Origin of the sequence: Enterobacter sp. MGH 33, from assembly GCF_000534535.1 — a bacterium.
Classification (GTDB): Bacteria; Pseudomonadota; Gammaproteobacteria; order Enterobacterales; family Enterobacteriaceae; genus Enterobacter; species Enterobacter hormaechei_C.
On record NZ_KI973212.1, the window covers coordinates 4,258,848 to 4,285,298 of the forward strand.

23 protein-coding genes and 1 pseudogene are annotated in these 26,451 nt (G+C 50.9%); 9 read left to right on the plus strand and 15 right to left on the minus strand.

Annotated features, from left to right (window positions below; all coding sequences use genetic code 11):
* The first annotated feature begins 24 nt into the window (after nucleotides 1-24).
* Nucleotides 25-786: an L-fucose operon activator gene (fucR, locus tag L379_RS04245; RefSeq protein ID WP_032655022.1), complete on the plus strand. Its 762-nt coding sequence runs from the start codon at nucleotides 25-27 to the stop codon at nucleotides 784-786.
* Here fucR and L379_RS04240 read toward each other — a convergent pair.
* Nucleotides 776-2,323, minus strand: a complete 1,548-nt coding sequence (locus L379_RS04240; protein WP_015571864.1) for a methyl-accepting chemotaxis protein — start codon at nucleotides 2,321-2,323, stop codon at nucleotides 776-778. The genes fucR and L379_RS04240 overlap by 11 nt on opposite strands.
* 151 nt (nucleotides 2,324-2,474) lie before the next feature.
* Between L379_RS04240 and L379_RS04235 the strand changes: the two genes are divergently transcribed.
* Nucleotides 2,475-3,515, plus strand: a complete 1,041-nt coding sequence (locus L379_RS04235) for an aldo/keto reductase (protein WP_032655026.1) — start codon at nucleotides 2,475-2,477, stop codon at nucleotides 3,513-3,515.
* Between the two features lie 104 nt (nucleotides 3,516-3,619).
* On the opposite strand, the gene L379_RS04230 is transcribed toward L379_RS04235, so the two are convergent.
* Together L379_RS04230 and L379_RS04225 are read right to left on the minus strand one after the other, a co-directional pair.
* Nucleotides 3,620-4,108, minus strand: coding sequence for a TIGR00645 family protein (locus tag L379_RS04230; protein ID WP_006811956.1), 489 nt, complete (start codon nucleotides 4,106-4,108; stop codon nucleotides 3,620-3,622).
* 43 nt (nucleotides 4,109-4,151) lie between these two features.
* A complete protein-coding gene (locus tag L379_RS04225) occupies nucleotides 4,152-4,655 on the minus strand; it encodes an ESA_00282 family adhesion-associated protein (protein WP_015571866.1) in 504 nt (167 codons plus the stop codon).
* Nucleotides 4,656-4,758: 103 nt separating this feature from the next.
* Here L379_RS04225 and L379_RS04220 point away from each other — a divergent pair, with 103 nt between their 5' ends.
* The gene (locus L379_RS04220) at nucleotides 4,759-5,163 is read left to right on the plus strand and encodes a hypothetical protein (protein WP_032655029.1); all 405 of its coding nucleotides are present in this window, start codon (nucleotides 4,759-4,761) and stop codon (nucleotides 5,161-5,163) included.
* Nucleotide 5,164: 1 nt separating this feature from the next.
* Nucleotides 5,165-5,590, plus strand: coding sequence for a hypothetical protein (locus L379_RS04215; RefSeq protein WP_032655031.1), 426 nt, complete (start codon nucleotides 5,165-5,167; stop codon nucleotides 5,588-5,590).
* 80 nt (nucleotides 5,591-5,670) lie between these two features.
* Here L379_RS04215 and exbD read toward each other — a convergent pair whose 3' ends face one another.
* Together exbD and exbB are read right to left on the minus strand one after the other, a co-directional pair.
* The gene (gene exbD / locus L379_RS04210) at nucleotides 5,671-6,096 is read right to left on the minus strand and encodes a TonB system transport protein ExbD (protein WP_001251472.1); all 426 of its coding nucleotides are present in this window, start codon (nucleotides 6,094-6,096) and stop codon (nucleotides 5,671-5,673) included.
* Nucleotides 6,097-6,100: 4 nt separating this feature from the next.
* Nucleotides 6,101-6,832, minus strand: coding sequence for a tol-pal system-associated acyl-CoA thioesterase (gene exbB / locus L379_RS04205; RefSeq protein WP_003862482.1), 732 nt, complete (start codon nucleotides 6,830-6,832; stop codon nucleotides 6,101-6,103).
* Nucleotides 6,833-7,083: 251 nt separating this feature from the next.
* Between exbB and metC the strand changes: the two genes are divergently transcribed.
* Both metC and yghB read left to right on the plus strand, forming a co-directional pair.
* Entirely contained in the window at nucleotides 7,084-8,271 is a 1,188-nt protein-coding gene (gene metC / locus L379_RS04200) for a cystathionine beta-lyase (RefSeq protein WP_032655033.1), read from the plus strand.
* A 142-nt stretch (nucleotides 8,272-8,413) separates the two neighbouring features.
* Nucleotides 8,414-9,073 carry a DedA family general envelope maintenance protein YghB gene (gene yghB, locus L379_RS04195; RefSeq protein WP_015571869.1) on the plus strand — a complete coding sequence of 220 codons (660 nt, stop codon included), beginning with the start codon at nucleotides 8,414-8,416 and terminating at the stop codon, nucleotides 9,071-9,073.
* A 45-nt stretch (nucleotides 9,074-9,118) separates the two neighbouring features.
* On the opposite strand, the gene L379_RS04190 is transcribed toward yghB, so the two are convergent.
* The gene (locus L379_RS04190) at nucleotides 9,119-10,018 is read right to left on the minus strand and encodes an AraC family transcriptional regulator (RefSeq protein WP_015571870.1); all 900 of its coding nucleotides are present in this window, start codon (nucleotides 10,016-10,018) and stop codon (nucleotides 9,119-9,121) included.
* Nucleotides 10,019-10,213: 195 nt separating this feature from the next.
* On the opposite strand from L379_RS04190, the gene yqhD reads away from it, so the two are divergent.
* Both yqhD and dkgA read left to right on the plus strand, forming a co-directional pair.
* Nucleotides 10,214-11,377 carry an alcohol dehydrogenase gene (yqhD, locus tag L379_RS04185; RefSeq protein ID WP_003862492.1) on the plus strand — a complete coding sequence of 388 codons (1,164 nt, stop codon included), beginning with the start codon at nucleotides 10,214-10,216 and terminating at the stop codon, nucleotides 11,375-11,377.
* 105 nt (nucleotides 11,378-11,482) lie between these two features.
* Complete coding sequence (dkgA, locus tag L379_RS04180) at nucleotides 11,483-12,310, plus strand: 2,5-didehydrogluconate reductase DkgA (protein ID WP_032655034.1); 828 nt, start codon at nucleotides 11,483-11,485, stop codon at nucleotides 12,308-12,310.
* A gap of 41 nt (nucleotides 12,311-12,351) precedes the next feature.
* On the opposite strand, the gene L379_RS04175 is transcribed toward dkgA, so the two are convergent.
* From L379_RS04175 to L379_RS04160, 4 genes and pseudogenes are all read right to left on the minus strand, one after another.
* Entirely contained in the window at nucleotides 12,352-12,726 is a 375-nt protein-coding gene (locus tag L379_RS04175; protein WP_228099907.1) for a carboxypeptidase-like regulatory domain-containing protein, read from the minus strand.
* Between the two features lie 140 nt (nucleotides 12,727-12,866).
* Nucleotides 12,867-13,877 (minus strand): annotated as a pseudogene (locus L379_RS04170) (radical SAM protein); the annotation flags it as partial.
* A 114-nt stretch (nucleotides 13,878-13,991) separates the two neighbouring features.
* Nucleotides 13,992-14,321: a hypothetical protein gene (locus tag L379_RS04165; protein ID WP_000140246.1), complete on the minus strand. Its 330-nt coding sequence runs from the start codon at nucleotides 14,319-14,321 to the stop codon at nucleotides 13,992-13,994.
* A 204-nt stretch (nucleotides 14,322-14,525) separates the two neighbouring features.
* A complete protein-coding gene (locus tag L379_RS04160; protein WP_032655038.1) occupies nucleotides 14,526-17,801 on the minus strand; it encodes a P-loop NTPase fold protein in 3,276 nt (1,091 codons plus the stop codon).
* Nucleotides 17,802-18,659: 858 nt separating this feature from the next.
* On the opposite strand from L379_RS04160, the gene L379_RS04155 reads away from it, so the two are divergent.
* Nucleotides 18,660-18,956, plus strand: coding sequence for a helix-turn-helix transcriptional regulator (locus L379_RS04155; RefSeq protein ID WP_017384073.1), 297 nt, complete (start codon nucleotides 18,660-18,662; stop codon nucleotides 18,954-18,956).
* A gap of 280 nt (nucleotides 18,957-19,236) precedes the next feature.
* Here the strand turns inward: L379_RS04155 and L379_RS0124310 are convergent.
* The 5 genes from L379_RS0124310 to L379_RS04130 all read right to left on the minus strand — a co-directional run bounded on the left by L379_RS0124310 (nucleotide 19,237) and on the right by L379_RS04130 (nucleotide 26,012).
* Nucleotides 19,237-20,384, minus strand: a protein-coding gene (locus L379_RS0124310; protein WP_085949497.1) for an IS3 family transposase whose coding sequence is annotated in 2 segments (ribosomal slippage) — nucleotides 19,237-20,147 and nucleotides 20,147-20,384 — 1,149 coding nt in all. Because the reading frame shifts where the segments join, the coding sequence is not laid out codon by codon here.
* 90 nt (nucleotides 20,385-20,474) lie between these two features.
* Nucleotides 20,475-20,903: a hypothetical protein gene (locus L379_RS04145; protein ID WP_017384060.1), complete on the minus strand. Its 429-nt coding sequence runs from the start codon at nucleotides 20,901-20,903 to the stop codon at nucleotides 20,475-20,477.
* A 3-nt stretch (nucleotides 20,904-20,906) separates the two neighbouring features.
* Nucleotides 20,907-23,024, minus strand: coding sequence for a hypothetical protein (locus L379_RS04140; RefSeq protein WP_017384059.1), 2,118 nt, complete (start codon nucleotides 23,022-23,024; stop codon nucleotides 20,907-20,909).
* Nucleotides 23,012-24,778 carry a hypothetical protein gene (locus L379_RS04135; RefSeq protein ID WP_007897920.1) on the minus strand — a complete coding sequence of 589 codons (1,767 nt, stop codon included), beginning with the start codon at nucleotides 24,776-24,778 and terminating at the stop codon, nucleotides 23,012-23,014. The genes L379_RS04140 and L379_RS04135 overlap by 13 nt, the downstream gene beginning before the upstream one ends.
* Nucleotides 24,765-26,012 (minus strand): tyrosine-type recombinase/integrase, encoded by a 1,248-nt coding sequence (locus L379_RS04130; protein ID WP_007897923.1) that lies wholly within the window; start codon nucleotides 26,010-26,012, stop codon nucleotides 24,765-24,767. The genes L379_RS04135 and L379_RS04130 overlap by 14 nt, the downstream gene beginning before the upstream one ends.
* Nucleotides 26,013-26,451: the final 439 nt, after the last annotated feature.

A 26,451-nucleotide genomic window follows, 5' to 3' on the forward strand; every position in this document is an offset into this window, starting at 1 on the left:
GCACGCGTGCGCAAGGAGCCTCGTATGTCAGACCAGACGCTAAAAGCGACCCGACAGCAGAGTCTTATCACCTTGCTGAGTAAAAGCGACTGGCTGACTACCGATGTGCTGGCTGAAAAGCTCTCCGTCAGCAAAGAGACCATCCGCCGGGATCTGAAGTCGTTGCAGCAGCAGGGGAAGCTTCTGCGCCAGCACGGGCGCGCGCGTCTGATTCACCCGGACAGCCGCGACAGCGGTGAACCCTTTGGCGCACGCCTGAAAAGCCATTATGCCGACAAAGCCGATATTGCCCGCCACGCGCTGGGCTGGATCAGCGAAGGGATGACCATCGCCCTCGACGCCAGCTCAACCTGCTTTCATCTGGCGCGCCAGTTGCCGGACATCAACCTCACCGTATTTACCAACAGTCTGCCTATCTGCCACGAGATGGCAAAGCGCGAGCGGATCACGCTTATCTGCTCCGGCGGAACGCTTGAGCGTAAGTATCGCTGCTATGTTAACCCGGCGCTGGTGACGCAGCTAAAAGGGCTGGAGATCGATCTGTTCATCTTCTCGTGTGAAGGGGTCGATGAGCATGGCGTCCTTTGGGATCCGTCCGAGCACAACGCGGGCTTTAAGGCGCTGCTGTTAAACCGCGCCAGCCAGTCGCTGCTGCTGATCGACAAAAGTAAATTTATGCGGGCAAGTGAAGTGAAAATTGGTCAGCTGTCGCAGGTGACACAGATTATTCAGAGCGATAAACGTCAGGCCGCCAGAGACGGCCTGACACGAGAGGTTACGCGGTGAGACGGAATTTCTGCACTGAGCGCTGGAGTTCTTCGGTCTGCCGTTCAAGTGCGGCGGCGGCGGCGGAAACCTGCTCCACCAGCGAGGCGTTCTGCTGGGTCACGCCGTCCATCTGCGTGATGGCAACGCCGACCTGAGAAATACCTTTGCTCTGCTCCTCTGACGCGGTGGCGATCTGCTTCATAATGACGGTCACTTCCGTCACGTCGCGCAGGATCGCTTCCATCGTGGTGCCGGTATCGTTCACCAGCTGCGCCCCCTGCTCCACGCGGGCAACGGAATCTGCAATCAGCCCTTCGATCTCTTTTGCCGCATTCGCGCTGCGGCTGGCCAGATTACGCACCTCACCCGCCACGACCGCAAAGCCCCGCCCCTGCTCCCCGGCCCGGGCCGCTTCCACCGCGGCGTTCAGCGCCAGAATATTGGTCTGGAAGGCGATGCTGTTGATGACGGTAGTGATTTCAGCGATTTTTTTCGAGCTGTCCGAAATGCCGCTCATGGTTGTGACCACATCTTCCACCAGCGAGCCGCCGCGGCTGGCCGTACTGGAGGCGACATCCGCAAGCTGGCTGGCCTGCCGCGCGCTTTCGGCGTTCAGCTTCACCGTTGCGGTTAGCTGCTCCATGCTGGCCGCGGTCTCTTCCAGCGCGGCGGCCTGCTCTTCGGTACGCGAAGAGAGATCGTTATTCCCGCTGGAGATCTCCGTTGCCCCGCGCCAGATATTCTCGCTGCCGGAACGAATCGTGCTGACCGCTTCCCGCAGGCTGTCCTGCATGGCGCTCAGCAGCGGCACCAGTTGCCCCACGCAGTTGCGGCCAAAGGATTCAATCGGCTGGCTGAGATCGCCCTGCGCAATCTGACGGAACTGCTGACGGATACGATCCAGCGGTTTTACCAGTATCGCCACCAGGTAGCGGTCGGTGAACAGCAGGATCAACAGACCCACGATCGTGGCGGTGATAATCACCGTCCGGGTCATGCTGGTGAGGCCGTCGACCACCACGCGCGTGCTGTCGAGCGCCTTCGCCGCGGTGTTGTTAAAGTTCTCAGCCGCTGACCCGAATGCACGGCTTAGCGGCGGCGTGACGTTGTTGGCATGCTGACGATAGCCTTCGAGCGTCGCCTGCTTCGCCTGCGCCATCTGCGGCGTCACGCCACGATCGAGCAGCGCCTGCCAGGTGGAAATCACCTGCGCAGACACCTTTTCATCCATCGGGCCCGGAGAGATAGCTTTCATCTCTGCCAGCTTTTTACTCATGTTATCCAGCGCCTGCTGAGCAGGAGCCAGGTCCGGCGTGCCGCCCGCCGCTTTAACTTCCATCGCCCGGCTCAGGCGGGTGACGAAACGGAAATACTGATCGTTGCCCTGGCTCAGCACCGTCATTTGCCGGACCAGCTGGCGGTCAACATCATTACCATCAGAAACACGAGACAGAGACCAGGTGCTGTAAAGCCCCACGCCTGCCCACATGACACAAAAGATCCCCAGTATCGTCAGCATGACGAAACGGATGGTGAAATTACGAAGCATCTTCATTGAGTATTCCTTGCCGTGAGGGTGAATTCGCCCAGAGGCGAGTACTACCCTCTTTATCGGCAGATACCGCAGAAAATATACTTTTTTGTTATCGAGTCGGCATAGAATGAAAACGTTGTTTCGAAAATTCACCGACAAGAAAGGAGACATCATGTCCTGGCACCCTTACACCGGCCGATACGAAAACATGCAGTACCGATACTGCGGCAAAAGCGGCCTGCGCTTACCGGCACTGTCGCTGGGCCTGTGGCACAGCTTCGGTCACGTTCAGCCGCTCGATTCCCAGCGCGCGCTGCTGCGTAAGGCCTTCGATCTCGGTATTACCCACTTTGACCTTGCCAACAACTACGGCCCCCCACCAGGCAGCGCTGAAGAGAATTTTGGCCGTCTGCTGCGGGAGGATTTTGCCGGGTATCGTGACGAGCTGATCATCTCCACCAAAGCGGGCTACGACATGTGGCCAGGGCCGTATGGTTCGGGCGGTTCACGTAAATACCTGCTCGCCAGCCTCGACCAGAGCCTGAAACGCATGGGTGTGGAGTATGTGGATATTTTCTATTCTCACCGCGTAGACGAAAACACGCCGATGGAAGAGACCGCCTCCGCGCTGGCGCACGCGGTGCAGAGCGGAAAAGCGCTGTACGTCGGCATTTCGTCCTACTCCACGGAACGCACGGCGGTAATGGCCAAATTGCTGCGCGAGTGGAAGATCCCGCTTTTGATCCACCAGCCGTCTTACAACCTGCTTAACCGCTGGGTCGACAAGACCGGCCTGCTGGACGCGCTGGAGAAAAACGGAACGGGCTGTATCGCCTTTACCCCGCTGGCACAGGGCCTGCTCACCGGAAAATACCTGAACGGTATTCCGGACGGTTCACGTATGCAACGCGAAGGGAAAAAAGTGCGCGGCCTGACGGAGAAAATGCTGACGGAAGCCAACCTGAGCAGCCTTCGTTTGCTGAACGAGATGGCGCACGCGCGAGGGCAGACGATGGCGCAGATGGCGCTAAGCTGGCTGTTGAAAGATGAGCGTGTAACCTCAGTGCTGATTGGCGCGAGCCGCCCGGAGCAGCTGGAAGAGAACGTTCAGGCGCTGAATAACCTGCGCTTTAGCGAAGATGAACTGACGCGGATTGACCAGCACGTTGCGGATGGTGAGCTGAATTTGTGGCAGGCGTCGTCGGATAAATAAATAGTGCGGCCTGCTGCCCTCACCCCGGCCCTCTCCCACAGGGAGAGGGAGATTGATATTCCCTCTCCCTGTGGGAGAGGGTTAGGGTGAGGGGCATGGTGAATTTATTTCTTACTGATCTTATCCAGATACCCCATCACAAACGCCGACAGCACAAACGTCAGGTGGATAATCACATACCACATCAGCTTATTATCCGGGACGTTTTTCGCGTCCATAAAGACGCGTAACAGGTGTATAGACGAAATCGCCACAATCGACGCCGCGACTTTATTCTTCAGCGATGAGGCATCCATTTTCCCCAGCCAGTTGAGCTTTTCTTTGTGCTCGGCGATATCAAGCTGAGAGACGAAATTCTCATAACCGGAGAACATCACCATCACCAGTAACCCCCCCACCAGCGTCATATCCACCAGCGACAGCAGAACCAGAATCAAATCGGCTTCTGCCACGGAGAAAATGTTTGGCAGGACGTGAAATATCTCCTGGAAGAACTTGATCGTCAGGGCGACCAGCGCCAGGGAGAGACCAAAATAGACGGGTGCGAGCAGCCAGCGAGAGGCATACATTGCGTTTTCAAAGAAGCGTTCCATAAAATCCTGTCTGCAAACGAAACCAGCGCTCAGTATATCTCAACTATACCTCGTTGGGATCCACATCCGGACGCGCATACTCCGGCCAGACCAGCGCGACCAGTTCCGGGTAGGCTTCCAGGCTAAACTCGCGAAAACACTGGCGCAGATTTAATACGTCTAAATCGGAGTACGACACCTTCTCGCCATTCAGACAGCGCTTTTTGATATTGTCGTAATATTTATAAACCGCCGAATTAAGGTCGCTACAACGGCGCTGCGCGTCGAACAGGCCGGGCGTATCATTAATTTCAGCCATTTTCATTCGCTTAATTGTCGCATGGAGAAAATCGATATATTCGTGATTTACCCGCCAGTACCAGACCGGCGTCACGGCGTTCATCAATACGGAGAAATGATCTTCCCCCTCCTCTTTCGACATCAATTCAGGCTGCGGCGGTTCACTGGCGTCTTTTGACGCTTTCGTTTTATTTAACGCTTGCATCAATAAAAGCACGCCAGCGGTCAGTAATAGTAACGTTATGACCGTAAAGAAAATGCTGTTCATGGGTAGGCTCCATTTTTTTTGATTTTAAAATTGCCTCATGTTATTGTCAACGAATCTCACCCTTTTTCCACCCCCACCTTTTTTGAAATTAAAGGAAATTAAAATGCTGCCCGACAATCTTGTCCCGGCAAAGTACCACATTACGCCTGTGGAACAGCCTTCGACGGAAGCAGATAAAGAGGCGAATTTCACTCAAGGAAAAAGAAAACTCTCCGACTATGAAGCCGACATATTAATTGGTGTTTCACGCACCGGCAAATCCCGTAATATGGTGCTGGAAGAGCACGATCGCCATTTAAAAGAGCGTTTATTTCGCGCCATCAAGATTGAAGCCTTAGTTCATCTGCTGAATGATTTACAGGCCGAAGGGGAAATAGACGCCCAGAGGCTCAGTCAAATAATGACCGAGAAAACGCAGCAAATAAATGAGGCCGGCAATGAAATTTGGCTTAATTTAATTACGCGTGAAAAAAACAATCCCATTTTTTATAACCTGGGGGAAGATTAACGTGAATGATGACAGCGGTAATAACGTTTATTTGACTTTAGATGATAAGAAAAGCGATGAATTTATCTTAAAGCAGAATCTCGACACCCTGAAAAAGATAAAAAATGACGAGATGACGCGAATTACGCAGGATTTGGTTTCGATTCCGGCCACGCTGGTGCGCCTGAAATGGCAGAATCGTCGGGAGATTTACGCCTTGCAGGCCAAGGAGGAGATTTACGGCGCGGTGATGAACGCCATTATTGAACAGCGCCCTGAGCTTAAAGAGAAGATCCTCGGGCGACTGGAGGCGAACTATCAGTACCTGCTGGCACGCGAGACAGCCACCCTGCGCCTGACCCGTAAACTCTCGGAAGGTCATTACCGAACTTCAAACGTGACCTGTGTAGCGCTTGATGAAGAGGCGCCGACGGCGCCTTCAGTGTGAGTCAACAATGATTGTTGCGGAATGCAGGCCGGGTAAGGCGACGCCGCCACCCGGCAGGGAAGGCTGCAAAAGCCTTCGTTTTACTTCGCGGCCGCTTTCTCTTCGCCGACCAGACCAATCTTCAGGTATCCCGCCTGATGCAGCGTGTCCATTACCTTCATCATGGTTTCATAATCGACGGTTTTATCCGCGCGGAAGAAGACGGTGGTGTCTTTCTTGCCGCCGGTCAGCTGGTCCAGCGCCGGAATAACCGAGGCATCCGTTACCGGATCGTTGCCCAGGAACATGGACTTATCGGCCTTCACGGACAGGTAAATGGGTTTTTCCGGACGCGGCTGCGGCTGGCTGGAGGACGCAGGCAGATTCACCTTCACGTCCACCGTCGCCAGCGGTGCGGCAACCATAAAGATAATCAGCAGAACCAGCATGACGTCGATAAACGGCGTCACGTTGATCTCATGCATTTCACCGTTATCGTCCAGATTTTCATTAAGACGCATTGCCATACAATCAACCTACGCGCAGTTTGGACGCCGCATGAACCGGTTTAACGGCGCTGGCGTTCAGGTCCAGATCGCGGCTTTGCAGCAGCAGAACCTGCGCGGCAACGTCACCCAGTGTGGCTTTGTAACTGCCAATCATGCGCGCGAAGATGTTATAGATAACAACCGCCGGGATAGCGGCAACCAGACCGATAGCCGTGGCCAGCAGCGCTTCTGCGATACCCGGCGCGACGACCGCAAGGTTAGTGGTCTGCGTCTGGGCGATACCGATAAAGCTGTTCATGATGCCCCAGACGGTACCGAACAGGCCGACGAACGGGGAGATGGCGCCGATAGTCGCCAGGTAGCCGTTACCGCGGCCCATATGACGACCCACGGCCGCAACGCGACGCTCCAGACGGAAGCCGGTACGCTCTTTAATGCCTTCGTTATCTTCACTGCCTGCGGAGAGTTCCAGCTCGTTCTGCGCTTCGTTCACTAACAGGGTAGTCAGGCTTTTCGCATGGAAGGATGAGGTGATATCAGAAGCCTGATCCAGAGAGCGGGCTTCCGCCAGCTGCTTCTGCTCACGCTTGAGGCGGCGTTTTTGTGAAAGAAGTTCGGCGCTCTTGCTGAAGAAGATAGCCCAGGTGATCACGGACGCCAGAATCAGGCCGATCATCACAATCTTAACTACGATGTCAGCATGTTGATACATGCCCCAAACGGAGAGATCCGTCTGCATCAAATTATTACCCACTCTGTATCTCCAGGACGCAAATCACAAAATCTGAACGTAATAATATCAAAACGTCGTCGAATTGATAGTAGTTCTCATTAGTATTTACATAGTGCCGTAATTTTCGCTCACTTTCCTTGCGCTTACGCAGTAAAAATTTCTTATGCGAATTTTTGATAATATTTTCTGCTTATTCGATAAGCATCCGGATGCACATTCTGACAATCGTGGTAGTCTGGACGTCCAGACGTATAAAAATAGGGTTAGCGAACATGACTAAAAAGCAGCTTGAGACCACGCTGGTGCAGGCAGGACGCAGTAAGAAATACACGCAGGGCTCGGTCAACAGCGTGATCCAGCGCGCCTCCTCGCTGGTGTTTGATACCGTTGAAGATAAAAAAATCGCTACGCGTAATCGCGCGAAGGGCGGGCTGTTTTACGGTCGTCGTGGCACGTTAACCCATTTCTCGTTGCAGGAAGCCATGTGCGAACTGGAGGGCGGCGCGGGCTGCGCGCTGTTCCCGTGCGGCGCGGCGGCGGTCGCCAATACCATTCTGGCGTTTGTGGAACAGGGTGACCACGTCCTGATGACCAATACCGCCTACGAGCCAAGCCAGGACTTCTGCACCAAAATACTCAGCAAGCTCGGCGTCACCACCAGCTGGTTCGATCCGCTGATTGGGTCCGGTATTGCCGGGCTTATTCAGCCCAACACGCGCGTTGTGTTCCTGGAATCTCCCGGCTCCATCACCATGGAAGTGCATGATGTTCCGGCTATCGTGAAGGCGGTGCGCAGCATAGCGCCGGAAGCGATCATCATGATCGACAACACCTGGGCGGCAGGTGTGCTGTTTAAAGCCCTGGAATTTGACATCGATATCTCCATTCAGGCGGCGACCAAATACCTGATTGGCCATTCCGACGGCATGATCGGTACGGCGGTGTCTAACGCCCGCTGCTGGGATCAATTGCGTGAAAACGCCTACCTGATGGGCCAGATGGTGGATGCCGATACCGCCTACATGACCAGCCGGGGCATCCGTACGCTCGGTGTGCGTTTGCGTCAGCATCACGAAAGCAGCCTGCAAATTGCACAGTGGCTGGCGCTGCATCCGCAGGTGGAGCGCGTTAACCATCCGGCGCTGCCGGGCAGCAAGGGCCACGAATACTGGCAACGTGACTTTACGGGTAGCAGCGGGTTGTTCTCATTTGTTCTTAAAAAGCGCCTGAATGACGCCGAACTGGCAAGCTATCTGGATAACTTTACCCTCTTCAGCATGGCCTATTCATGGGGTGGGTTTGAATCGCTGATCCTGCCCAACCAGCCGGAGCAGATTGCGGCCCTGCGCCCGGGCGGCGAGGTGGACTTCGAGGGGACCTTAATCCGCCTGCATATTGGGCTGGAAAATGTGGACGATTTAATTGCGGATTTATCGGCAGGATTTGAGCGCATCGTGTAAAGTGCTGGCTGAAATGTACTCCCCGGACGCTATTCTGAACACCGCAAGCAGAAAAGTCTGTATGAGATGCGCCTGCGATCAACCCCGACAGGCAAAATTGGGAGTACAATAGCGTTATATCTGCTGTTCCACAGGAAAGTCCATGGCTGTTATTCAAAATATCATCACGGCGCTCTGGCAACACGATTTTGCCGCGCTGGCGGACCCGCATGTCGTCGGGATTGTCTATTTCGTGATGTTCGCGACGCTGTTTCTGGAAAATGGATTACTGCCAGCCTCATTTTTACCCGGTGACAGCCTGCTCCTGCTCGCAGGGGCGTTAATCGGCAAGGGCGTGATGGACTTCGCACCGACAATGGTGATCCTCACCTCTGCGGCCAGTCTCGGCTGTTGGCTGAGCTACCTGCAAGGGCGCTGGCTTGGAAACACTCGCGTGGTGAAAGGCTGGCTGGCGCAGCTGCCGCATAAATATCACCAGCGCGCGACCTGCATGTTTGACCGTCACGGCCTGCTGGCGTTACTTGCCGGGCGTTTTCTGGCGTTTGTTCGTACCCTGTTGCCTACCATGGCGGGTATTTCAGGCCTCTCTAACCGCCGCTTCCAGTTCTTCAACTGGCTGAGCGCCCTGCTCTGGGTAGGCGTGGTCACCACGCTCGGCTACGCGCTGAATATGATCCCCTTTGTTAAGCGCCATGAAGACCAGGTGATGACCTTCCTGATGATCCTGCCGATTTTCCTGCTGGTTGCAGGGCTGGTGGGTACCATTGCGGTGGTGATTAAGAAAAAGTATTGCAGCGCATAAATAAAAGCCGGGTGGCGCTACCGCTTACCCGGCCTCCGTTTCCCCTCAGGCTCCCTGCATGGTTCTTATACGTGACGCATCTTCCCCCGGCGTGACGCCGAAGTAACGCTTAAACTCCCGACTAAACTGCGACGCGCTTTCATACCCGACCCGCATCGCCGCGGCGCTGGCCTTCATGCCATCGTGGATCATCAGCATCCGCGCCTTATGCAGACGGTAGGTTTTGAGGTACTGCAACGGTGACGTGCTGGTGACAGATTTAAAGTTATGGTGAAACGCCGAGACGCTCATATTGGCTTCCGCCGCCAGCTGGTCAACGCTGAGGTTTTCCGTGTACTGGCTCTCGATGCGCTTCAGCACGCGGCTAATCAGGCTGAAGTGCGTTTGCCGGCTTACCAGCGCCAGCAGCGCCCCGCCGCCCGGTCCCAGCAGCACATGGTAAAGAATTTCGCGGATAATCTGCTTTCCGAGAATACGCGCATCCAGCGGCCTTTCCATCACGTCTAACAGGCGTTCAATCGCGCAGAGAATTTCCTCCGACAGGGTCGCGGAGTTGATACCGCTTGCCGCCATTGACGGCCGGAAAAGTTCGTCCTCCCCAATCTCCATCAGCAGCTCCTGCAACTGGAGGATGTCGACGTTGACGCGGATCCCGGCCAGCGGTACCTCCTCTGTCGCGAAAGTTTCACATTCGAAGGGTAAAGGTACTGTCAGAAGCAGATATTCATTGGTGTCGTAACGGAACACGCGCTCATTGATATAGCCAATCTTATGGCCAGAAAAGAGAAACACGATGCCGGGCTGATACATCACCGGGGTGCGCGTCCCGGGCTGGGTACCGTACAGCAATCGGATATCCGGCAACAGCTCAACCGAATCATTTCCGTTATCTATCAGTCTTTTAATCTGCGACGTTAGCTGGCGGCAGATGGCATCACGGTTCATTTTCAGTTACTCCGGGTACGGTTTCCGACGCTGACAGTGTGCGCATTTTCTTACCGTTTCTCCAGCGCGCTGTAGAAATGGGCAAGACATCGGCAGGAATGTGCATTGAGAGGATAGCGCCTGCCCGCCACAATGAGCAGCATCAGGTTGCCTTCTGCGCCACCACGATTTTTTACCCACTACAGGGAACAAGCCATGAACAACTTTAATCTTCATACCCCAACCCGCATTCTGTTTGGTAAAAACGCTATCGCTGACCTGCGCGCGCAAATCCCGACGGACGCCCGCGTCCTGATTACCTACGGCGGCGGCAGCGTGAAAAAAACCGGCGTACTGGATCAGGTGTACAGCGCTCTGGAAGGTCTGGACGTGCGCGAGTTCGGCGGTATCGAGCCTAACCCGTCTTATGAAACGCTGATGAACGCGGTAAAAATCGCCCGTGAGGAGCAAATCACCTTCCTGCTGGCTGTGGGCGGCGGTTCCGTGCTGGACGGCACCAAATTCATCGCGGCGGCGGCCCATTACGCTGACGGCATCGACCCGTGGCATATTCTGGAAACGGGCGGCAGCGACATCAGCAGTGCGATCCCGATGGGCTCCGTGCTGACGCTGCCGGCCACCGGATCAGAGTCCAACAAAGGCGCGGTCATCTCTCGTAAAACCACCGGTGACAAGCAGGCCTTTATGAACGAACACGTTCAGCCCGTGTTCGCGATCCTCGATCCGGTTTACACCTATACCCTGCCTGCGCGTCAGGTGGCGAACGGCGTGGTCGATGCCTTTGTTCACACCGTTGAGCAGTACGTTACTTACCCGGTAAACGCCAAAATTCAGGATCGTTTCGCGGAAGGCATTCTGCTGACGCTGATTGAAGAAGGTCCAAAAGCGCTGAAAGAGCCTGAAAATTACGACGTGCGTGCCAACGTGATGTGGGCTGCCACCCAGGCGCTGAACGGCCTGATCGGCGCAGGCGTGCCGCAGGACTGGGCTACTCATATGCTCGGTCACGAGCTAACGGCGATGCACGGCCTGGATCACGCCCAGACGCTGGCGGTGGTTCTGCCTGCGCTGTGGAACGAAAAACGTGACGCTAAACGCGCCAAACTGCTCCAGTACGCCGAACGCGTGTGGAACATCACCGACGGTTCCGACGATGCGCGTATCGATGCCGCGATTGAAGCCACCCGTCACTTCTTTGAAAGCCTGGGCGTGCCAACGCGTCTCTCTGGCTATGGCCTGGACGGCAGTTCCATCCCTGCCCTGCTGGCGAAACTGGAAGCACACGGTATGACGCAGATCGGCGAGCATGGCGACATCACCCTGGACGTCAGCCGTCGTATTTACGAAGCGGCACGCTAAGCGTTTTTAGGATCCTGACTTTCGTTTTTTGACATTTCGTCCAGACTTAATGCACATCACATCGTCGGAGGTTCCCTCCGGCGATGAGCACCTGAAGGAGGAAAAATGGCAAACCAAACCGTAATCAAGCTACAGGACGGCAACGTGATGCCCCAGCTGGGGCTAGGTGTATGGAAAGCCGGTAACGACGAGGTCGTCTCCGCCATTCATAAAGCCCTGGAAGTCGGCTATCGGTCCATCGATACCGCCGCCGCCTATAAAAACGAGGACGGCGTGGGAAAAGCGCTTACCAGCGCCGGCGTTCCCCGGGATGAGCTTTTCATCACCACCAAGCTGTGGAACGACGATCAAAAGCGTCCCCGCGAAGCGTTGCAGGAGAGTCTGGAGAAACTCCAGCTCGATTTCGTCGATCTTTATCTCATGCACTGGCCGGTACCGGCTATCGACCATTACGTTGATGCCTGGAAAGGGATGATTGAACTGCAAAAAGAGGGGCTGATAAAAAGCATCGGCGTCTGTAATTTCCAGGTTCATCATCTGCAACGCCTGATTGATGAAACGGGCGTCGCGCCGGTGATTAACCAGATTGAGCTGCATCCGCTGATGCAGCAGCGCCAGCTTCATTCATGGAACGCCACGCACAAGATCCAGACCGAATCCTGGAGCCCGTTGGCTCAGGGCGGCGAAGGGGTGTTTGACCAGAAAATCATCCGTGAACTGGCGGATAAGTACGGTAAAACCCCGGCGCAGATCGTCATTCGCTGGCATCTGGATAGCGGTCTGGTGGTGATCCCGAAATCGGTCACGCCATCGCGTATCGCCGAGAACTTCGACGTCTGGGATTTCCGCCTGGATAAAGACGAGCTGGGTGAAATTGCGAAGCTGGATCAGGGCAAACGGCTTGGGCCGGACCCGGATCAGTTTGGCGGGTGATACCTAAAACGAGCTCGGTCTTCCGCCGGGCTCGTTTTTATCTATAAACCGGACTGACATCTCGCTTCTCCAGGAAGGTCAGGTAAGGTGCAAATAACGTTATACGCTTTCCCTTCAAGTTCATGTGGCCCACCGAGACCGCCGCCTGCTTCTGCTTCATATTCCTTTCCGTTGACACTTATCTGGAGCGGGGTGTGATAAATCCAGTCCATCGGACCTATTGGCAGAAAAAAGATCCACTCATGCTGGCTCTGAAAAGCAAAACGACCGTTGTCGTCAGAAAGCGTTTGCTCCCTCTCTAATGTTATTTTTGCGCCCGGGACTGGCTTACCTGCGTTGTCGATTAGACGTCCTTCCACTTCTGGCTGTGTCTGGCGGTGCATTACACAACTGCATAACGTCAGGCCAATCAGCATCGCTCCTGTTAACTTCCTTATATTCATTTTGGGCCTTCTACCCTTATGCAAAAAAAGCCGGGTGGCGGCTGCGCCTTACCCGGCCTACGCGCAGACCTGTAGGCCCGGTAAGCGCAGCGCCACCGGGCATTGTTACAGGTTTAACCGGTCTTACGTTTTACGTTCTTCTTCGTTCCTGTACCACCGTTCGAACGCTGATGCGCTATCGGGGTGTGCTTGGTCAGCGCCGGGCGCGTGTTGCGGTTCTGGCGGCGCGCTTCGCGCATCTCTTCCAGCGTTGGCGCAGGCACCAGGCAATCACGACGCGAGCCGATCAGGTGCTTTTTCCCCATCTCTTCCAGCGCCTGACGGATCAGCGGCCAGTTTTTCGGATCGTGATAGCGCAGCAGCGCTTTATGCAGACGGCGCTGTTTATCCCCTTTCGGCACCACCACGTCTTCGCTCTTATAACCAATCTTACTCAGCGGGTTTTTGCCGGTGTAATACATGGTCGTCGAGTTGGCGAGCGGCGACGGATAGAAGTTCTGCACCTGATCCAGACGGAATCGACGCTGCTTCAGCCACAGCGCCAGGTTCACCATGTCTTCATCACGGGTGCCGGGGTGTGCGGAGATGAAATATGGGATCAGATACTGCTCTTTTCCCGCCTGTTTTGAATAGGTATCAAACAGCTGTTTAAAGCGGTCATAGCTGCCCATGCCCGGCTTCATCATTTTGGACAGCGGGCCTTCTTCGGTGTGCTCCGGGGCGATCTTCAGATAACCGCCAACGTGGTGCGTCGCCAGCTCTTTGATGTAGCGCGGATCTTCCACCGCAATGTCGTAACGCACGCCGGAGGCGATCAGGATCTTCTTGATGCCTTTCAGGTCACGGGCGCGACGGTAAAGATTGATCGTCGGCTCGTGGTTGGTGTCCATATGCTCGCAAATGCTCGGATAGACGCAGGAGAGACGACGGCAGGTCTGCTCGGCGCGCGGCGATTTACAGCGCAGCATGTACATGTTGGCCGTTGGACCACCCAGATCGGAGATCACGCCGGTAAAGCCCGGCACCGTGTCGCGAATCGCTTCGATCTCGTTAACAATCGACTCTTCGGAACGGCTCTGAATAATACGGCCTTCGTGTTCGGTGATCGAACAGAGCGAGCACCCTATAATTCTGATCATTTAGAAATTTTTTTGCGTTTAAAATCAATGAATTGAAAGATTTCATTTTTCTAAGTCTGATAAAACAGATGAAAACCCAACTGACTATACTCATAAAACTCAATCTTTGCGCTGCTGTACGATACCAGTAATTACAGGTGCCGAGTTTAACATCATGAAAAGTAGCCCAATAATGAATGACGCAACGCCAGCTGCGGTGCCTAACTTCTGACTGAACACCATTGAAACAAAGTACATATTTGGGATAAAAACGGACATAGCAATCACGAAAAGTAACTTATTCAGATAATTATTTATTCGGGTCTTAACCTCAACTCTATCATAAAAAGCCATCGAAACGTAAGCAGTTATCAGTGAATAAAAAGACCATGTCATATAGTTAACCGATTCATTAAATGCCTCTCGCAAAAGCAAAGCACTTTCTGTCATTCCCTACCTCATTAAATCAATAGAAAATAAATCTGAATAATTTATTTTTAAAAGAAAAGAACACAACATAACTTCAGTAGTTATGATTAATCCCTGAATGATTATTTCTTAGCAAGATATAACATGCTTAATGTATATCAGGCAATAAAAAAACTCCCAAAGACCACCGCTGTGGTCTTCAGGTATAGGATTTAAAGAACGAACTCAGTCCGGAAACGTATCACTATCTTCTGTAACGTCCGCTTTCTCTGGTAACATTCTGTTTTTAATATACTGTGAATTCCTGCAGATGAGAGGAAAAATCTCCGAGTTATTCATTATACAACTCGTTGCCGTACGGGCGTCCTCCGGAGACCATGATGAAAATGAAAACGTCTGACGGTCAAGCCATTGAGACAATAATACATTATCAACAGAAGCGCTAAACAGCGCCGCAATAGCCCTGCGTTCAACGGCCTTCTCAGGTTCAATAAACGACAACTCATTATGAAAACGGGTAATAATCGCAATACGGCTGTCAATACGAATATGTCTTTCAAGTAAGACATCGTGCAACTCATCAAGTACAGTCTCTCTCTGGGTATCGTCGAGGCAAGACCACAGAAAATGAATGTTCTCGGCATTTGTGACAACGTCTGGCTCTGCATCACGGAACCATGATGCAAAGATACCCACACTACCTTCCATCCGGATATGCTGCCCCTGAAGTTGCATTTGTTCAAGGATAAAGCGCATGTTCACAGGAAGAACCGTAAAACACTCAATAAGCCTTTCAGAAGAACTAAATACTCCACATGCCAGGGCGTTCAGCTTTTTCTTCAAAATATCAAACTGCTCACCTGACTGATATACGTCATGGAGAAATACTGGACCCATAGCATTCACATCAGACTCAATTATTTTCTCTGACAGTGCTTTTTGACGCTCTCGCACAAATATTAAAAGAGAGGTTGCATTTGTAGCTTCTTTGATGACGTCATACTGACCTTTAACAAAGCTCAGGACAGGTATATTCACCAGAAGACCTAAATCAACAATCCTGCCAACAGCATTTTTGATGTACGGCAGAACATTTTTATCCTTAAGTGCTATAAAGATACTCTCGGCAGTACGTAGATAACGAAGATATGCAGCCAAAGCCAGGTCAAACCGTTCCTCACCAATATGTTCACTGTACGACTCGATACCGGCATAGTTACCATGGAGCACCATGTGAGCAACAGCCTGTGCAGCAAATTCCGCAGGGAAGAGATTCCTCGTCGCCGTATTATTAAGATAATATTGATTTAAAACATTATTATTCCAGTCCGGGCTCAGAACAATTTTTCTGAAATGGATAACGTCCTCAACAACCTGACGATTTTTAAGCGTCATTATTGCAGAGCTAACCTGAGCCCCACCTGTACCATCATTCTTTCCAATTACGTTCTGTACCGCCTTCGATGCAATATTGATATGCCGGATAATTCCCGGATTAAAAAGGTCTATCTGAGGTTGCTCAGCTCCATAGCGTAACATCTCCTCCCGACCGTGATTTCCGATATCTAGTGTGCCAATTTTCAGGTTTGACAAGGTCTCTTCATTATTGACAAGGTATTCCACATAAAATACGCCATCTACAAAATTCTCCATTTTATTCAGTAGTGATTCACCGGCCAGAACAGAGTATGAATCAGCTTCCTGCAGCAACGTCTTCGTGGATTCAGCCTCCAATTTTTCTGAATCCTGAATTTCATCAAGTTTACTCACAATAAACGATATTTGCCTTTCGACGAAAGGCTCTAGGCTTATCCGCCCGTCAGCCATCAGTTTCTGCAGACTCAATATGAAACCTTCATCATTCTTTTCTCTGAGTGAAACAGCATAACTCTGATTCAGCATTTGCACTGCGACTTTGAGTTGCGGTTCGGCGAGAGCCTGACACTTCTCATCCATCCGGCTATAAGAAACCAGCCAGTCTCGCATCTGAATATGTGGTGCCACTCGCTGCCATGCTTCAGCGAAACCCCACAAGGCCGTCAGTTCTTCAAGCCGTGGGATATTTATAGCACCAATCGCGTCTTTAAGAGGCGTATCAAGCAACTCGCTCCTGGCAAGCTCCACCGTGGACTGATAGTGGATGCTCATCAGAAATTCGCTCCATCTTTCTGTATCGTTATTAAAAATTCGGGATATTTGTTGATAAGTTAGCGAGAGCATCTCGTCAAAATCATCCGGAGCAATACCGGGTTCGGTCTGACTAGCTTTGGGATCGCGAAGTAATACTTTAATATCTCGCTCCCCGTATCTGACCACCAGTAAGTAGAGAGCAATAAGAATATGGCGATGATCTTCTGTTGCAGGAACGGTAAGGTTCAGAATATGAATATCATTAACAAACTTCTTCATTAATCGCGGTGTGATACGAGGATACTCAGAGGGTTTCCAGCGCTCAAGCAACACCGTTGCTTCCCGGCACGCTATCCCTGCATCCTCATTTACTGTTTCTTTCCAGTACTGCCTTAACGCTTCCTGCCATCCTGCCGAAATAAGAGGAGGAACCTGAAAACTTACAGGAATCCGCTTTGCAATAAACTCACGCCCGCTGAAACCCGCCACAGAAAGTGAGGCTGAAACCTGTCTTGCCGAATAGGGCACCACTATCCTGAAGTGTTCATGAGTGGCTCCGGCAATAAGCTCCATATCACTCCAGAGCTCTTTCACTTTGTCTGCACTGATTCGGTCCAGATTATCAATGATAAGGATGAAGCGATCTCCATGGGAAATGACCTCTTTGGAGGTAAATCCCTGCAGAGCTTCAGCCAGCTCAATAGCTCCGACCTCCTTATTAACTAGCCAAGTCTCTTCAATCCTGTCAGTACTGTTGCGTTTGAACAAATCACCAATACTCGAATACCCTTTCTTTCTGTACCATTCCATGTTCTGCAGGCATGCCAGTCCTGCGACCATAATGGCAGGAGAAAGAAACGCGGCCACCTCAACATAAAAAAGCCACCCTAATAATGACTCCTTGTTAGTAAAATATTGATTAAGGTCTGTTAGCACATAACGAAGCATCTGCACGGAAAGCAATGACAGTAAAATAAAAACGACGGTCAACCAGCTTAGCCTGCTGCTGACCCTCTTGTCGTATTCAACGATGTTACCCAGAGCCAGATTTTTATACTTATCCAACACATCCCGGGAGCCCGGACATTGTAGGCTGACCCCGTGGTGGATGACATCGATAAGCGCTTTTTTAGTTGAGCCATGATGGTAACGTTCTGCATCAAAGTTAATGAACGTAAAATCATCTTTAAGCTTTTTCTGCAGGAACTTCAATATTGTTGACTTACCTGAACCCAGCTCACCTTCCAGACCAATAATATTGACATCAGGTGTCCTGATGATCTGAGCCACATTCTCTGCAACTTTTTCATGACTGCTGCCTCTAAACATATCCTGGTCAGCGGGTGATTCCGTCTGCAATCGTAGAGTCATTCAGCAATTTCCTTCGTTATAACGTAAGATTCTTTCACTATTAGACACAGTACAGAGCCCACAGCAACCAAATGACTGCAGCCGGGGCAGTTTAGTTTTAAGCATGCATAAGCCGATTTCGATGGAATCCCTTTCACACAATAATATTGAATTGAAGCAATGAAAACATTAATGTGTTTGTTGTGACTAGCTGCAGGGGCCTGGAAGAAATTCCAAAGCCTGACAAACCGGAACAGGGCTTGCTCTGCTCCGGTTTTATCCAGTTCATCTTGAAGCCCTTGTTTTTGTTACATATCCCTGCTCACTCTTTCAGCCATTGTTAAGCTTCTTGTGTGTAATCTGCGAATAATACGGATGCAAAATTGATGCAATGGATTATACATACCTACAGCGCACGTTACGCTGAGCTGAATCGAATTTCAGAGAACGTTCTTCGCTATTACCCTGCCCAGCCAGTTGAACACATTTTATCATCCGGCCCCGAGAGTGACATGTTCTCTGCCTGGTACAGCCTTCATCAGAGTCAAACTAGACGTTATTTACAGGCAAAAGAAGACAGCTACAGAGCTTAAGTCTGACATTATTCGTGGCTGTGTCTGCCTTCGGAGTTTTCAGCTTATCCCGATAACAGCGGTTTTGAAAAATTGACGTTTTTTACACCGGTACATTGCCCGAACGCAATCTCCCCCGTAGCGAAATACCGCCCCGCAGAAAATCGTCCATGCTCGGCATGCCCCTGGAACATCAGCATCTTTTCAATAAAGGTTTTACAGCCTATAGTCTGTATAACACAAAATACACCTTACCTGCTGTATTACAGGGCGGTACTCCCTACTCAGTCTGCGAGGCAGGTCACTTATGAATAATCAGTTCCCGATAAAAACGCTGAACCAGCTCAGACCTGTGCTAATCGGGTTTCGCAAAATCAAGGGCTTCACGCAAAAAGATGTGTCTGAGAGGCTTGGCGTAACGCAGCAAACCTATGCCCGCCTGGAAGCAAACCCTGCTAGCGCCAGTATTGATCGTCTGTACAAGGTATTCAGTATTCTGGGCGTAGAAATAACGCTGTCATCTATTTCCCCTTCACCCTTCATTTCCCACACAGAGATGAGGGGGGCATTTGACAGCACTCCCGCCAGACGGGAGAAATGGTGACTATTAGAAGTTTGCTAGTTTTGTCGAATGACGCCAACTACATGTCCGCATCCATCGAGTAGTGGCTTCAAGCCACGATTGTCACTGCCTCCGCTGCCTTTTTCCAGTAACTCTCTCCTTTTAATTCTAATATTTAGGGGTGTCAACGCAAAGCAGAAACGGCACCTTCTTTGCGAGACAGAAATGACCTGTGATTGCCTGGCCGATTTATGGCAGCTAAGTGCGAGAAGCGGATATAGCGAATTCGCCATTGTACGGGATTTGAATCGCCACGGATAATCTAGACACTTCCGAGCCGTTGATAATACTGGTTTTCATATTCTGTCGGTGACATCTGTTCGCTAGAACCATGCCGACGCTTACTGTTATAAAACATTTCGATGTAATCAAAAATATCACTGCGGGCTTCTTCCCGCGTTCCGTAGATCTTTTTCTTTATCCGTTCACGTTTCAACAACTGGAAAAAACTTTCTGCAACCGCATTATCATGGCAGTTACCGCGACGGCTCATGCTACCCTCCAGGCCGTGTGATTTCAGGAACGACTGCCACTCATGGCTTGTGTACTGACTGCCCTGATCCGAATGAACCAGCACCTGTTTTTCGGGATTACGCCGCCATACAGCCATCAGCAGTGCGTTCAGGACAATGTCCTTTGTCATCCGGGATTGCATGGACCAGCCGATAATTTTGCGTGAGAACAGATCAACAACAACGGCAAGATACAGCCAGCCTTCGTGGGTCCTGATGTAGGTTATGTCCGTTACCCAACGCTCATCAGGAGCATCCGGATTGAACTGTCGCTGGAGCCTGTTGGGTGACACGATACTGGCCTCGCCTTTACGTGCCCGCGGGCTTCGGTATCCGACCTGAGCCTTTATTCCGACACGTTTCATCAGTCTCCAGACTCTGTTTACTCCGCACTGTTGCCCGCTGTCACGCAGATCCAGATGGATTTTGCGATAACCATAGACGCATCCCGATTCCAGCCAGAACTGTTTAATCTGTCCTGTCAGTCTCAGGTCTGCCTGATGGCGTTGTGAATGCGGCTGCTGAAGCCAGGCGTAAAAACCACTGGGATGAACATCCAGCACCCGACAGAGCAGGCGAACAGGCCAGCAACAGGAGTTGTCACGGATAAAGGCGTACCTCAGTCGGACAGCTTTGCGAAGTACGCCGCGGCTTTTTTTAATATGTCCCGTTCGTCGGTAACCCGTTTCAGCTCTTTCTGGAGACGGCGGATCTCGGCCTGAGCATCTGACTGTTCTTTATTAGTGGAAGAATCCGGACCGTACTTCTTTATCCAGGCATAAAGGCTGTGGGTGGTGATATCGAGACGTGTTGCAACGCTGGCAACAGAATAACCGCGATCAACAACCTGTTTGACTGCTTCAGTTTTAAACTCTTCAGGATAACGCTTACCGCTCATGGGCACCTCTCTTTAAGTCATCTTAAATGACTCTGAGGTGTCTGTTAAACGCGTGGCGATTCACCTCGCGTCCTTCCGTTCAGTATAGCCTCAGTCCCTGACACCACCCGAGAACGGAATGACGTCCCCTTTCTCCCTCCCGGTGTTGCGTTCAAGCTCCCTGACATACTGCTGTAAAAGTATAAGGTTATGTAACAGCTCTACATTTTCAGCCATCATCTTTTTGATTTCTTCCCTCAGCTCATTTCTCTGACGGCGATACTTTTCTTTCAGCTTGATCTGCTGCTCAATGCCCTGCTCATCAACCGGCGCGGTGCCCTGGCACGTTTTTTTCAGACTGCGGATAGCCTCCCTGACCTGCCTGTACTCAGGACAGTTATAATTCAGGGTGCCGTTTGCCAGCCCCGCTCGTTTTTCCACAGCATACTGGCTGATACGCTCCCCTGATAACATCAGTTCCCTCAGGGCCTGCTCTGCTCTTGCCTGTGTTTTTTTAACCCCCGACTGTTCGTTCGTCATGCTCTATTCATCCTTTTCAAAAAAGCGGACAGCATCTGCATAAAAATCTCTCTCAAGCATCAGAAAATCCCTGTCAGCCTGAGGAGCATTATTTCGCACGGCAATCTCCAGAAGGTTGTCATAATGAGCCATCCTGCGTTTCCACACGGGAACAGAATCAGCTCCGGCCAGCATGTTCTCACATCCCGGATTGCAGGACGCTGACTGAACAACCGCCTTAAACTCGCAGTCATGGCCATTCATGCAATAAAAACCGTTTCCAAGAGATACCAGTTTTTGCCCGCCTCGTTTAGCCATGCTCATCGCTTTTTTCAGTGTAGGAAACGTCATCTGATGTAAGTGCCCACCTCTCTGGGACATCAGTAACTTCCCGCCTTCGCCATAAAGCAGGCCTTCATGCTGATAAGAAACAGCCCTGGAAGCTGAGAGTTCGGTATCAACCCTTTCAATCTCGGCAGCGAATGCCTGAGGGATCGCCCGGCTAAAATGCGAAGCGTTGAGTGCACCGGACATATACCACTCCGTCATGCCTCTGATTAAGTGCTTAAACTGCCGGATAAGATCATTAGTAGAAATCAGATCAAGACGCCTGAGGTGTACAGCAAGTGAACGGCGAAACTGATGGGTTCGCAATGGCCAGAAAGCCCCCTCCCGAATCTCCATCGCAACGCGTTCATCATCACGTATGTTTGGATTTAAAAGCCTGAACTCATCAATATGGTCACGTCGGATGAACAGATGGTGTCTTTTCACAAATTTCTTTGCCCACTCAGTCTGGCGCTGCGTCCCCATAAAAGAGAGTTTTTGCTCCGAGAACCACGACCTGATATTTAAAGACAATGGAACATTGTCCAGCGTCTTCCCGTCCAGGCCTGTCATGATTTGATTAATTCTGCGTAAATGCTGAAAAGGCTTTTCCACATAGCGACAAACAACCCAGTCTTCGTGACTTCCACCTTCCGGGGCGAACTTATGCAACACCGAACGAAGTCCCAGGATATCACCATCATAAATCAGTGAACCGTGCATCACGCCAAGCACTTCGCTGTGTCTCATCCCCGACATGGCCTGTATCACATTCATGACTTTTAACGTCAGCTCAAAATGCCAGGTGTTCAGCTTTATGTGATCAACGCCAATAAAATCAGATCTCCAGCGCTTATTTTTATGTACCGAGAACCAGCCCTGCATCCCGGGGCCAAGTGTCGCGAAAAGCGCCCGAATTTCCCCGGCAACAATATTGTAGTAATACGCGGCCCGGTAATCCGGTATGCTTTTTGCTGTCCCTCTTTTACGGGCTTCCAGCATCGACGTATAGTAAGGCGAATCATAAAAACCGTTTATGATAGCGCACAGCCGGGAAAACCCGTCAAAATCGAAATCACTGATTTCAGCATCCAGTTCAGTAATCAGCCCTTCCCAGACAGACATCATAAGACTGAAAGGCATACAATATGTCTGGTTTGAATCATCCACACTGTTGTAACTGTCGAAGCTAATATCAGGAAAGTAACCGTATTTTCGAAGACGGGTATGACCTGTCAGCGAGATATCCGCCAGGTCCATAAAGTAATTACGTAATGTTCTTTCAGAACGCTTCCTGCCGTGCTCATCCTCCTCCTTCATCTTTACAATGAAAGCATTCCGGACAAGCGGAAAACGAAGCTGAAACAGACTGCGATACCCCATAGACTCAATAATACGGGCTCCCGCCACAATGTTTGCACATTTCCGGATCAGTGACTGCGTCTTCGCGGTCCTGCCGACAATCCAGAGCAGGCTGGCTGAGATGATTTTGGCTTCAAGACGCAGTTCAGGATCCCGTATGCCTGAAAAATTAACGGTTCTTAACGTTTCACCAATATGGGTTCTGACATAGCGATTGGTCCAGACATCATCCCTGAAATAAATATTCAGCGTCTCCTCATTGATAAAACGCATATCATGTTCATCTGAGCTGGCGATAACCAGGCAGTTATTCAGACGTTCAAAGCTTTTGTTTTCTAGTGCCTCACAGATGATATCCTCAGTCGGAAACTCATCCCCTGAACGAAGCGGCGTTCCGGCAGGAAACTCCGCCATTCGACTACGGCTTACCTCTTTTTTCTTCAAATCTGCCATACCGGAGCCACACCTTCTCGCTGAAGTTTAACGCGCGCTTTTTTCAGGGTCGCCTCATCTACCAGCCCAAGCCGTAAATCAATCTTCAGGAGTAACGTTTCATAACGCTCCACAGCATTGACCGAACCGATGTACAACGGTTTTCCATACTCGATAGCATGCCTGAATGACAGCAGGAGCCATACAGACTCCAGCGTTTCCACAACGCAACTTTTTGAACATTCGACACAATGAGAAAAATCCGCACAAGCCTTTGGTGTCCGGCCAAATCGTTTTTGCTTTTTTATAAAGCGCAATTCAATATCTGTAGGCGGCTCCTGCGATCGACATCCCAGGCCATTCAATAAAAGATCCACACCCTCATCGCTTCCACGCAGATCGATCCCCAGCTCATCAGCAACTTTTACCCGCTCGGATAACGCACGTGTCGCAATCCCCTGATTCATAAGCGTATCAAGTGCAGCACTGAAGTTTTCCTTCGCCCCCTGTGGGTTACCTGCAGCATAATTCCGCCTGTAAGTGCCCCAGTTATGCTGTGCTTTTTCCGCCGTAATCAGACCATTCTTTAATGTTCTGTCCGTATACTGCTCAGACGTTTTGCGCAAGCCAGAAACGGTAATTGATGGAAGCGAGGGATTAAGCTGCCGCATCGTGGCCCACGCCCCCTCAGAGTTAGAAAATTTAGTCAGATGACTGGGATTAAGAGAATAAAGCTTACGGAATTTCACCTGCGGCTCACTCAGAAACAGCGCCTGTACCGGAGGGAAGTTATCTGCGGAAACCAGATAGTTAACGATGTCGTCCCTGAGCCTGATAAAAGACAGAAACCAGTAATAGCCCGCACGTTTGGTCACATACTCCGATTTACCTATCGTCAGACGTATATACTTATTCGCTCTCCCCTTATAAACATAATCAGTGCTGATACCCTTTTCATCCAGATGTATATCATCCCGCGTCAGACCCAGAACCTGAGAGGTGTTTCCCCATGTGTGGTAACAGAACAGAAAAAAAGAAGTAAGAAAGTAATTTTCCAGAACGTCCCTGATGATGATCTCTGCCCTGCTGACCCCGTTCTCTCCCGGATACCGGAAATACGCTTCATAAACAGGTGCCAGCAAAGACGGTGAGAAATGCCGCACCCCTTTTTCCGATTTAGCGATATGCTCCCGGATACATCCCGCAAGGAACTCATTCATGGATGACAACTGCCTCAGGATCTCGGAAAGTTCATTCCTGGTATAGCTATCCCTTCCCTGCTGCTGATACGTTCCTTTCGGTAAGAATTCATATTCATACCGCCTCTGAATCTGCCCGCCCGTAAGCAAAAACCGGTTGACCACGGACAAGTAGTGTCTTGCCATCCTGACTGAAATTTTTCGCCGACGAATATCGTTCATGAGATGTTTAATATACATTTCAACGCCTTCAGCCGTGCCATAGTCATACTGATTGACTGACTGCCATATAAAAAACATATTGAGATAACGGAAAATGGTTAACCTTCCGGCGGGACGGTAAGACAGAAGAAATCGTTTCAGAGAGGCAATAAAATCGCGTTTTTCAGGGCGGGCAAGATGCGAATGTTCACTAAACCATCCGGGGAGCAACACATAATCTGAAAAATGAGCCTGAAGATAAACGTCAAGTAAATAATATCGGTTCAGATCCCGCTGAGTGATGTGTCCGCTGACCGTCTCCCATGACAGCACATTTTCGGCCATCCACGTTATCTGCGTTTCACTCCGGCTCATATATGGCTCCATCGCGACCTGCAGCACCGTCAATCAATGCGTCCATGACCCCGGCGACTGCATCAGAAATCTGGTTTTGCTGAAGAAAGACGATGTATTTCATCGTCGTATTTTCGCTTTTATGGCCCATCCAGTATTTTACTGTACCCAGCGCATTTGCGGCCTGATCGGGATAGCAACTCAGTGCCGAGCGTAAAAAATGGGTCGCAAACGTTGCCCGCAAATCATGGGGTTTATGTCTGAACACATTTCCCGGAGCAGACCGGGCCAGGCGATGGCGAAAACTGTACCAGCGGGAGTAAAAGGCTTTTTCAGACATCCGTTTCCCGTTTGCCATTAAAAATAAAGGCTCGTGCCGCCCTTCCCCACCCTGTCGTGCACGCCATTTTTGGATCTTCTTTTCATACTCCTCATCCGCCAGATAATCCAGAACCTGCTCGTACAATCGTCTGGTGATGAAGAGTTCTCGCGTCATCCCAAACTTCGTATGAACTCCGCATCTCGGACCAATATGAAGCCCCCTGATGGTCAACTCAGATACAGGGACACTGGCAAGGTACTCTTCAGTAAAGAGTGACGACGGCAGGGTCAGCATTTCATCCAGCCGTAGCCCACAATTTTTCATCAGCACAATCATTAAACTGAACAACCCGGACTCAGATTTCAGTGCCTCATCCAGGATATGAACCTCTGCATCATTCAGTGGGTTGATTGTCCTTTTTGTTGTGCTGGTTATCCTGATGGCAAGATCCGAACTTATCACCTTGCGTCGCCCGTCAACGACTTTTTCGACCAACGTAAAAAATGAGCTGGCAGCCAGCTCACCACACTTGCCCAGAAATACGTAAAACCGTCGGATAACGCTGATGTACACCGCCGCGGTGGATGAGGCGATGCGCCCCTGCCTTACGGCCCCCAGAAGATACTCCCTGAAGCCATATGTAGGGCTTTGGTATTTCAACGTTCCCGGGGTGAAAGGGTCAAGTCCGTTATCCTCCAGCCACCTTATCCAGCGTAAAAATGCCCGGGCTAAAGGCTTTAAATCCCTGGCCTGCAGGATAGCTTTATCCATAAGATAAAAGTGTACATATCGGCTCAGTTTTCGATTCTGGATGCCGCTAATATAAGGTATTTCAGCATACAGAAATCCGGGTTCAAATTTCAGTTTCGGCTCTGTTGCATCCAGTTTGCTGACACGCCCATAACGCGCATGAATGTTAGTGATTATCCTCACAGTCTGTCGCCCTGAAACGCCACCTCATGCCTACACTATAAATCCGGAAGAAGAAAAAACAAACAACCAGGTTGCCGGGAGTGAATATGCAAATCAGGAGGAAAGTAAAAGATGTAACGACACCATCACGATGCAATACATTGACCTCAACACGTTACCCGGACCATACGTGATAAACATCACAAATCCTTTGAGTGAAGAACTTAAGATGTGATTTTCATTTCCCGGCACAAACCGTGCCCTTAAAAAACAGGCAACGGATACATCTTAATGCCAGAAGTAAACCTTAATTGATTGAATACAGCCTGAGTCCATTGCAAAAATAACACACAGGGTAAATTCGCATATACAGAACCCAACGAAAAGCAAAAGAAACCTGTAACACATTTCGTTTACCTGTCACTTTCAATTGTAAAAGCCAGCAGAAAAAGCGCATATA

Bases quoted from the DNA above. Each gene is read 5' to 3' on its own strand.
- fucR (WP_032655022.1), top strand. From the start codon at position 25: ATGTCAGACCAGACGCTAAAAGCGACCCGACAGCAGAGTCTTATCACC.
- L379_RS04240 (WP_015571864.1), bottom strand. From the start codon at position 2,323: ATGAAGATGCTTCGTAATTTCACCATCCGTTTCGTCATGCTGACGATA.
- L379_RS04235 (WP_032655026.1), top strand. From the start codon at position 2,475: ATGTCCTGGCACCCTTACACCGGCCGATACGAAAACATGCAGTACCGA.
- L379_RS04230 (WP_006811956.1), bottom strand. From the start codon at position 4,108: ATGGAACGCTTCTTTGAAAACGCAATGTATGCCTCTCGCTGGCTGCTC.
- L379_RS04225 (WP_015571866.1), bottom strand. From the start codon at position 4,655: ATGAACAGCATTTTCTTTACGGTCATAACGTTACTATTACTGACCGCT.
- L379_RS04220 (WP_032655029.1), top strand. From the start codon at position 4,759: ATGCTGCCCGACAATCTTGTCCCGGCAAAGTACCACATTACGCCTGTG.
- exbD (WP_001251472.1), bottom strand. From the start codon at position 6,096: ATGGCAATGCGTCTTAATGAAAATCTGGACGATAACGGTGAAATGCAT.
- metC (WP_032655033.1), top strand. From the start codon at position 7,084: ATGACTAAAAAGCAGCTTGAGACCACGCTGGTGCAGGCAGGACGCAGT.
- yghB (WP_015571869.1), top strand. From the start codon at position 8,414: ATGGCTGTTATTCAAAATATCATCACGGCGCTCTGGCAACACGATTTT.
- L379_RS04190 (WP_015571870.1), bottom strand. From the start codon at position 10,018: ATGAACCGTGATGCCATCTGCCGCCAGCTAACGTCGCAGATTAAAAGA.
- yqhD (WP_003862492.1), top strand. From the start codon at position 10,214: ATGAACAACTTTAATCTTCATACCCCAACCCGCATTCTGTTTGGTAAA.
- dkgA (WP_032655034.1), top strand. From the start codon at position 11,483: ATGGCAAACCAAACCGTAATCAAGCTACAGGACGGCAACGTGATGCCC.
- L379_RS04175 (WP_228099907.1), bottom strand. From the start codon at position 12,726: ATGCTGATTGGCCTGACGTTATGCAGTTGTGTAATGCACCGCCAGACA.
- L379_RS04165 (WP_000140246.1), bottom strand. From the start codon at position 14,321: ATGACAGAAAGTGCTTTGCTTTTGCGAGAGGCATTTAATGAATCGGTT.
- L379_RS04160 (WP_032655038.1), bottom strand. From the start codon at position 17,801: ATGACTCTACGATTGCAGACGGAATCACCCGCTGACCAGGATATGTTT.
- L379_RS04155 (WP_017384073.1), top strand. From the start codon at position 18,660: ATGAATAATCAGTTCCCGATAAAAACGCTGAACCAGCTCAGACCTGTG.
- L379_RS04145 (WP_017384060.1), bottom strand. From the start codon at position 20,903: ATGACGAACGAACAGTCGGGGGTTAAAAAAACACAGGCAAGAGCAGAG.
- L379_RS04140 (WP_017384059.1), bottom strand. From the start codon at position 23,024: ATGGCAGATTTGAAGAAAAAAGAGGTAAGCCGTAGTCGAATGGCGGAG.
- L379_RS04135 (WP_007897920.1), bottom strand. From the start codon at position 24,778: ATGAGCCGGAGTGAAACGCAGATAACGTGGATGGCCGAAAATGTGCTG.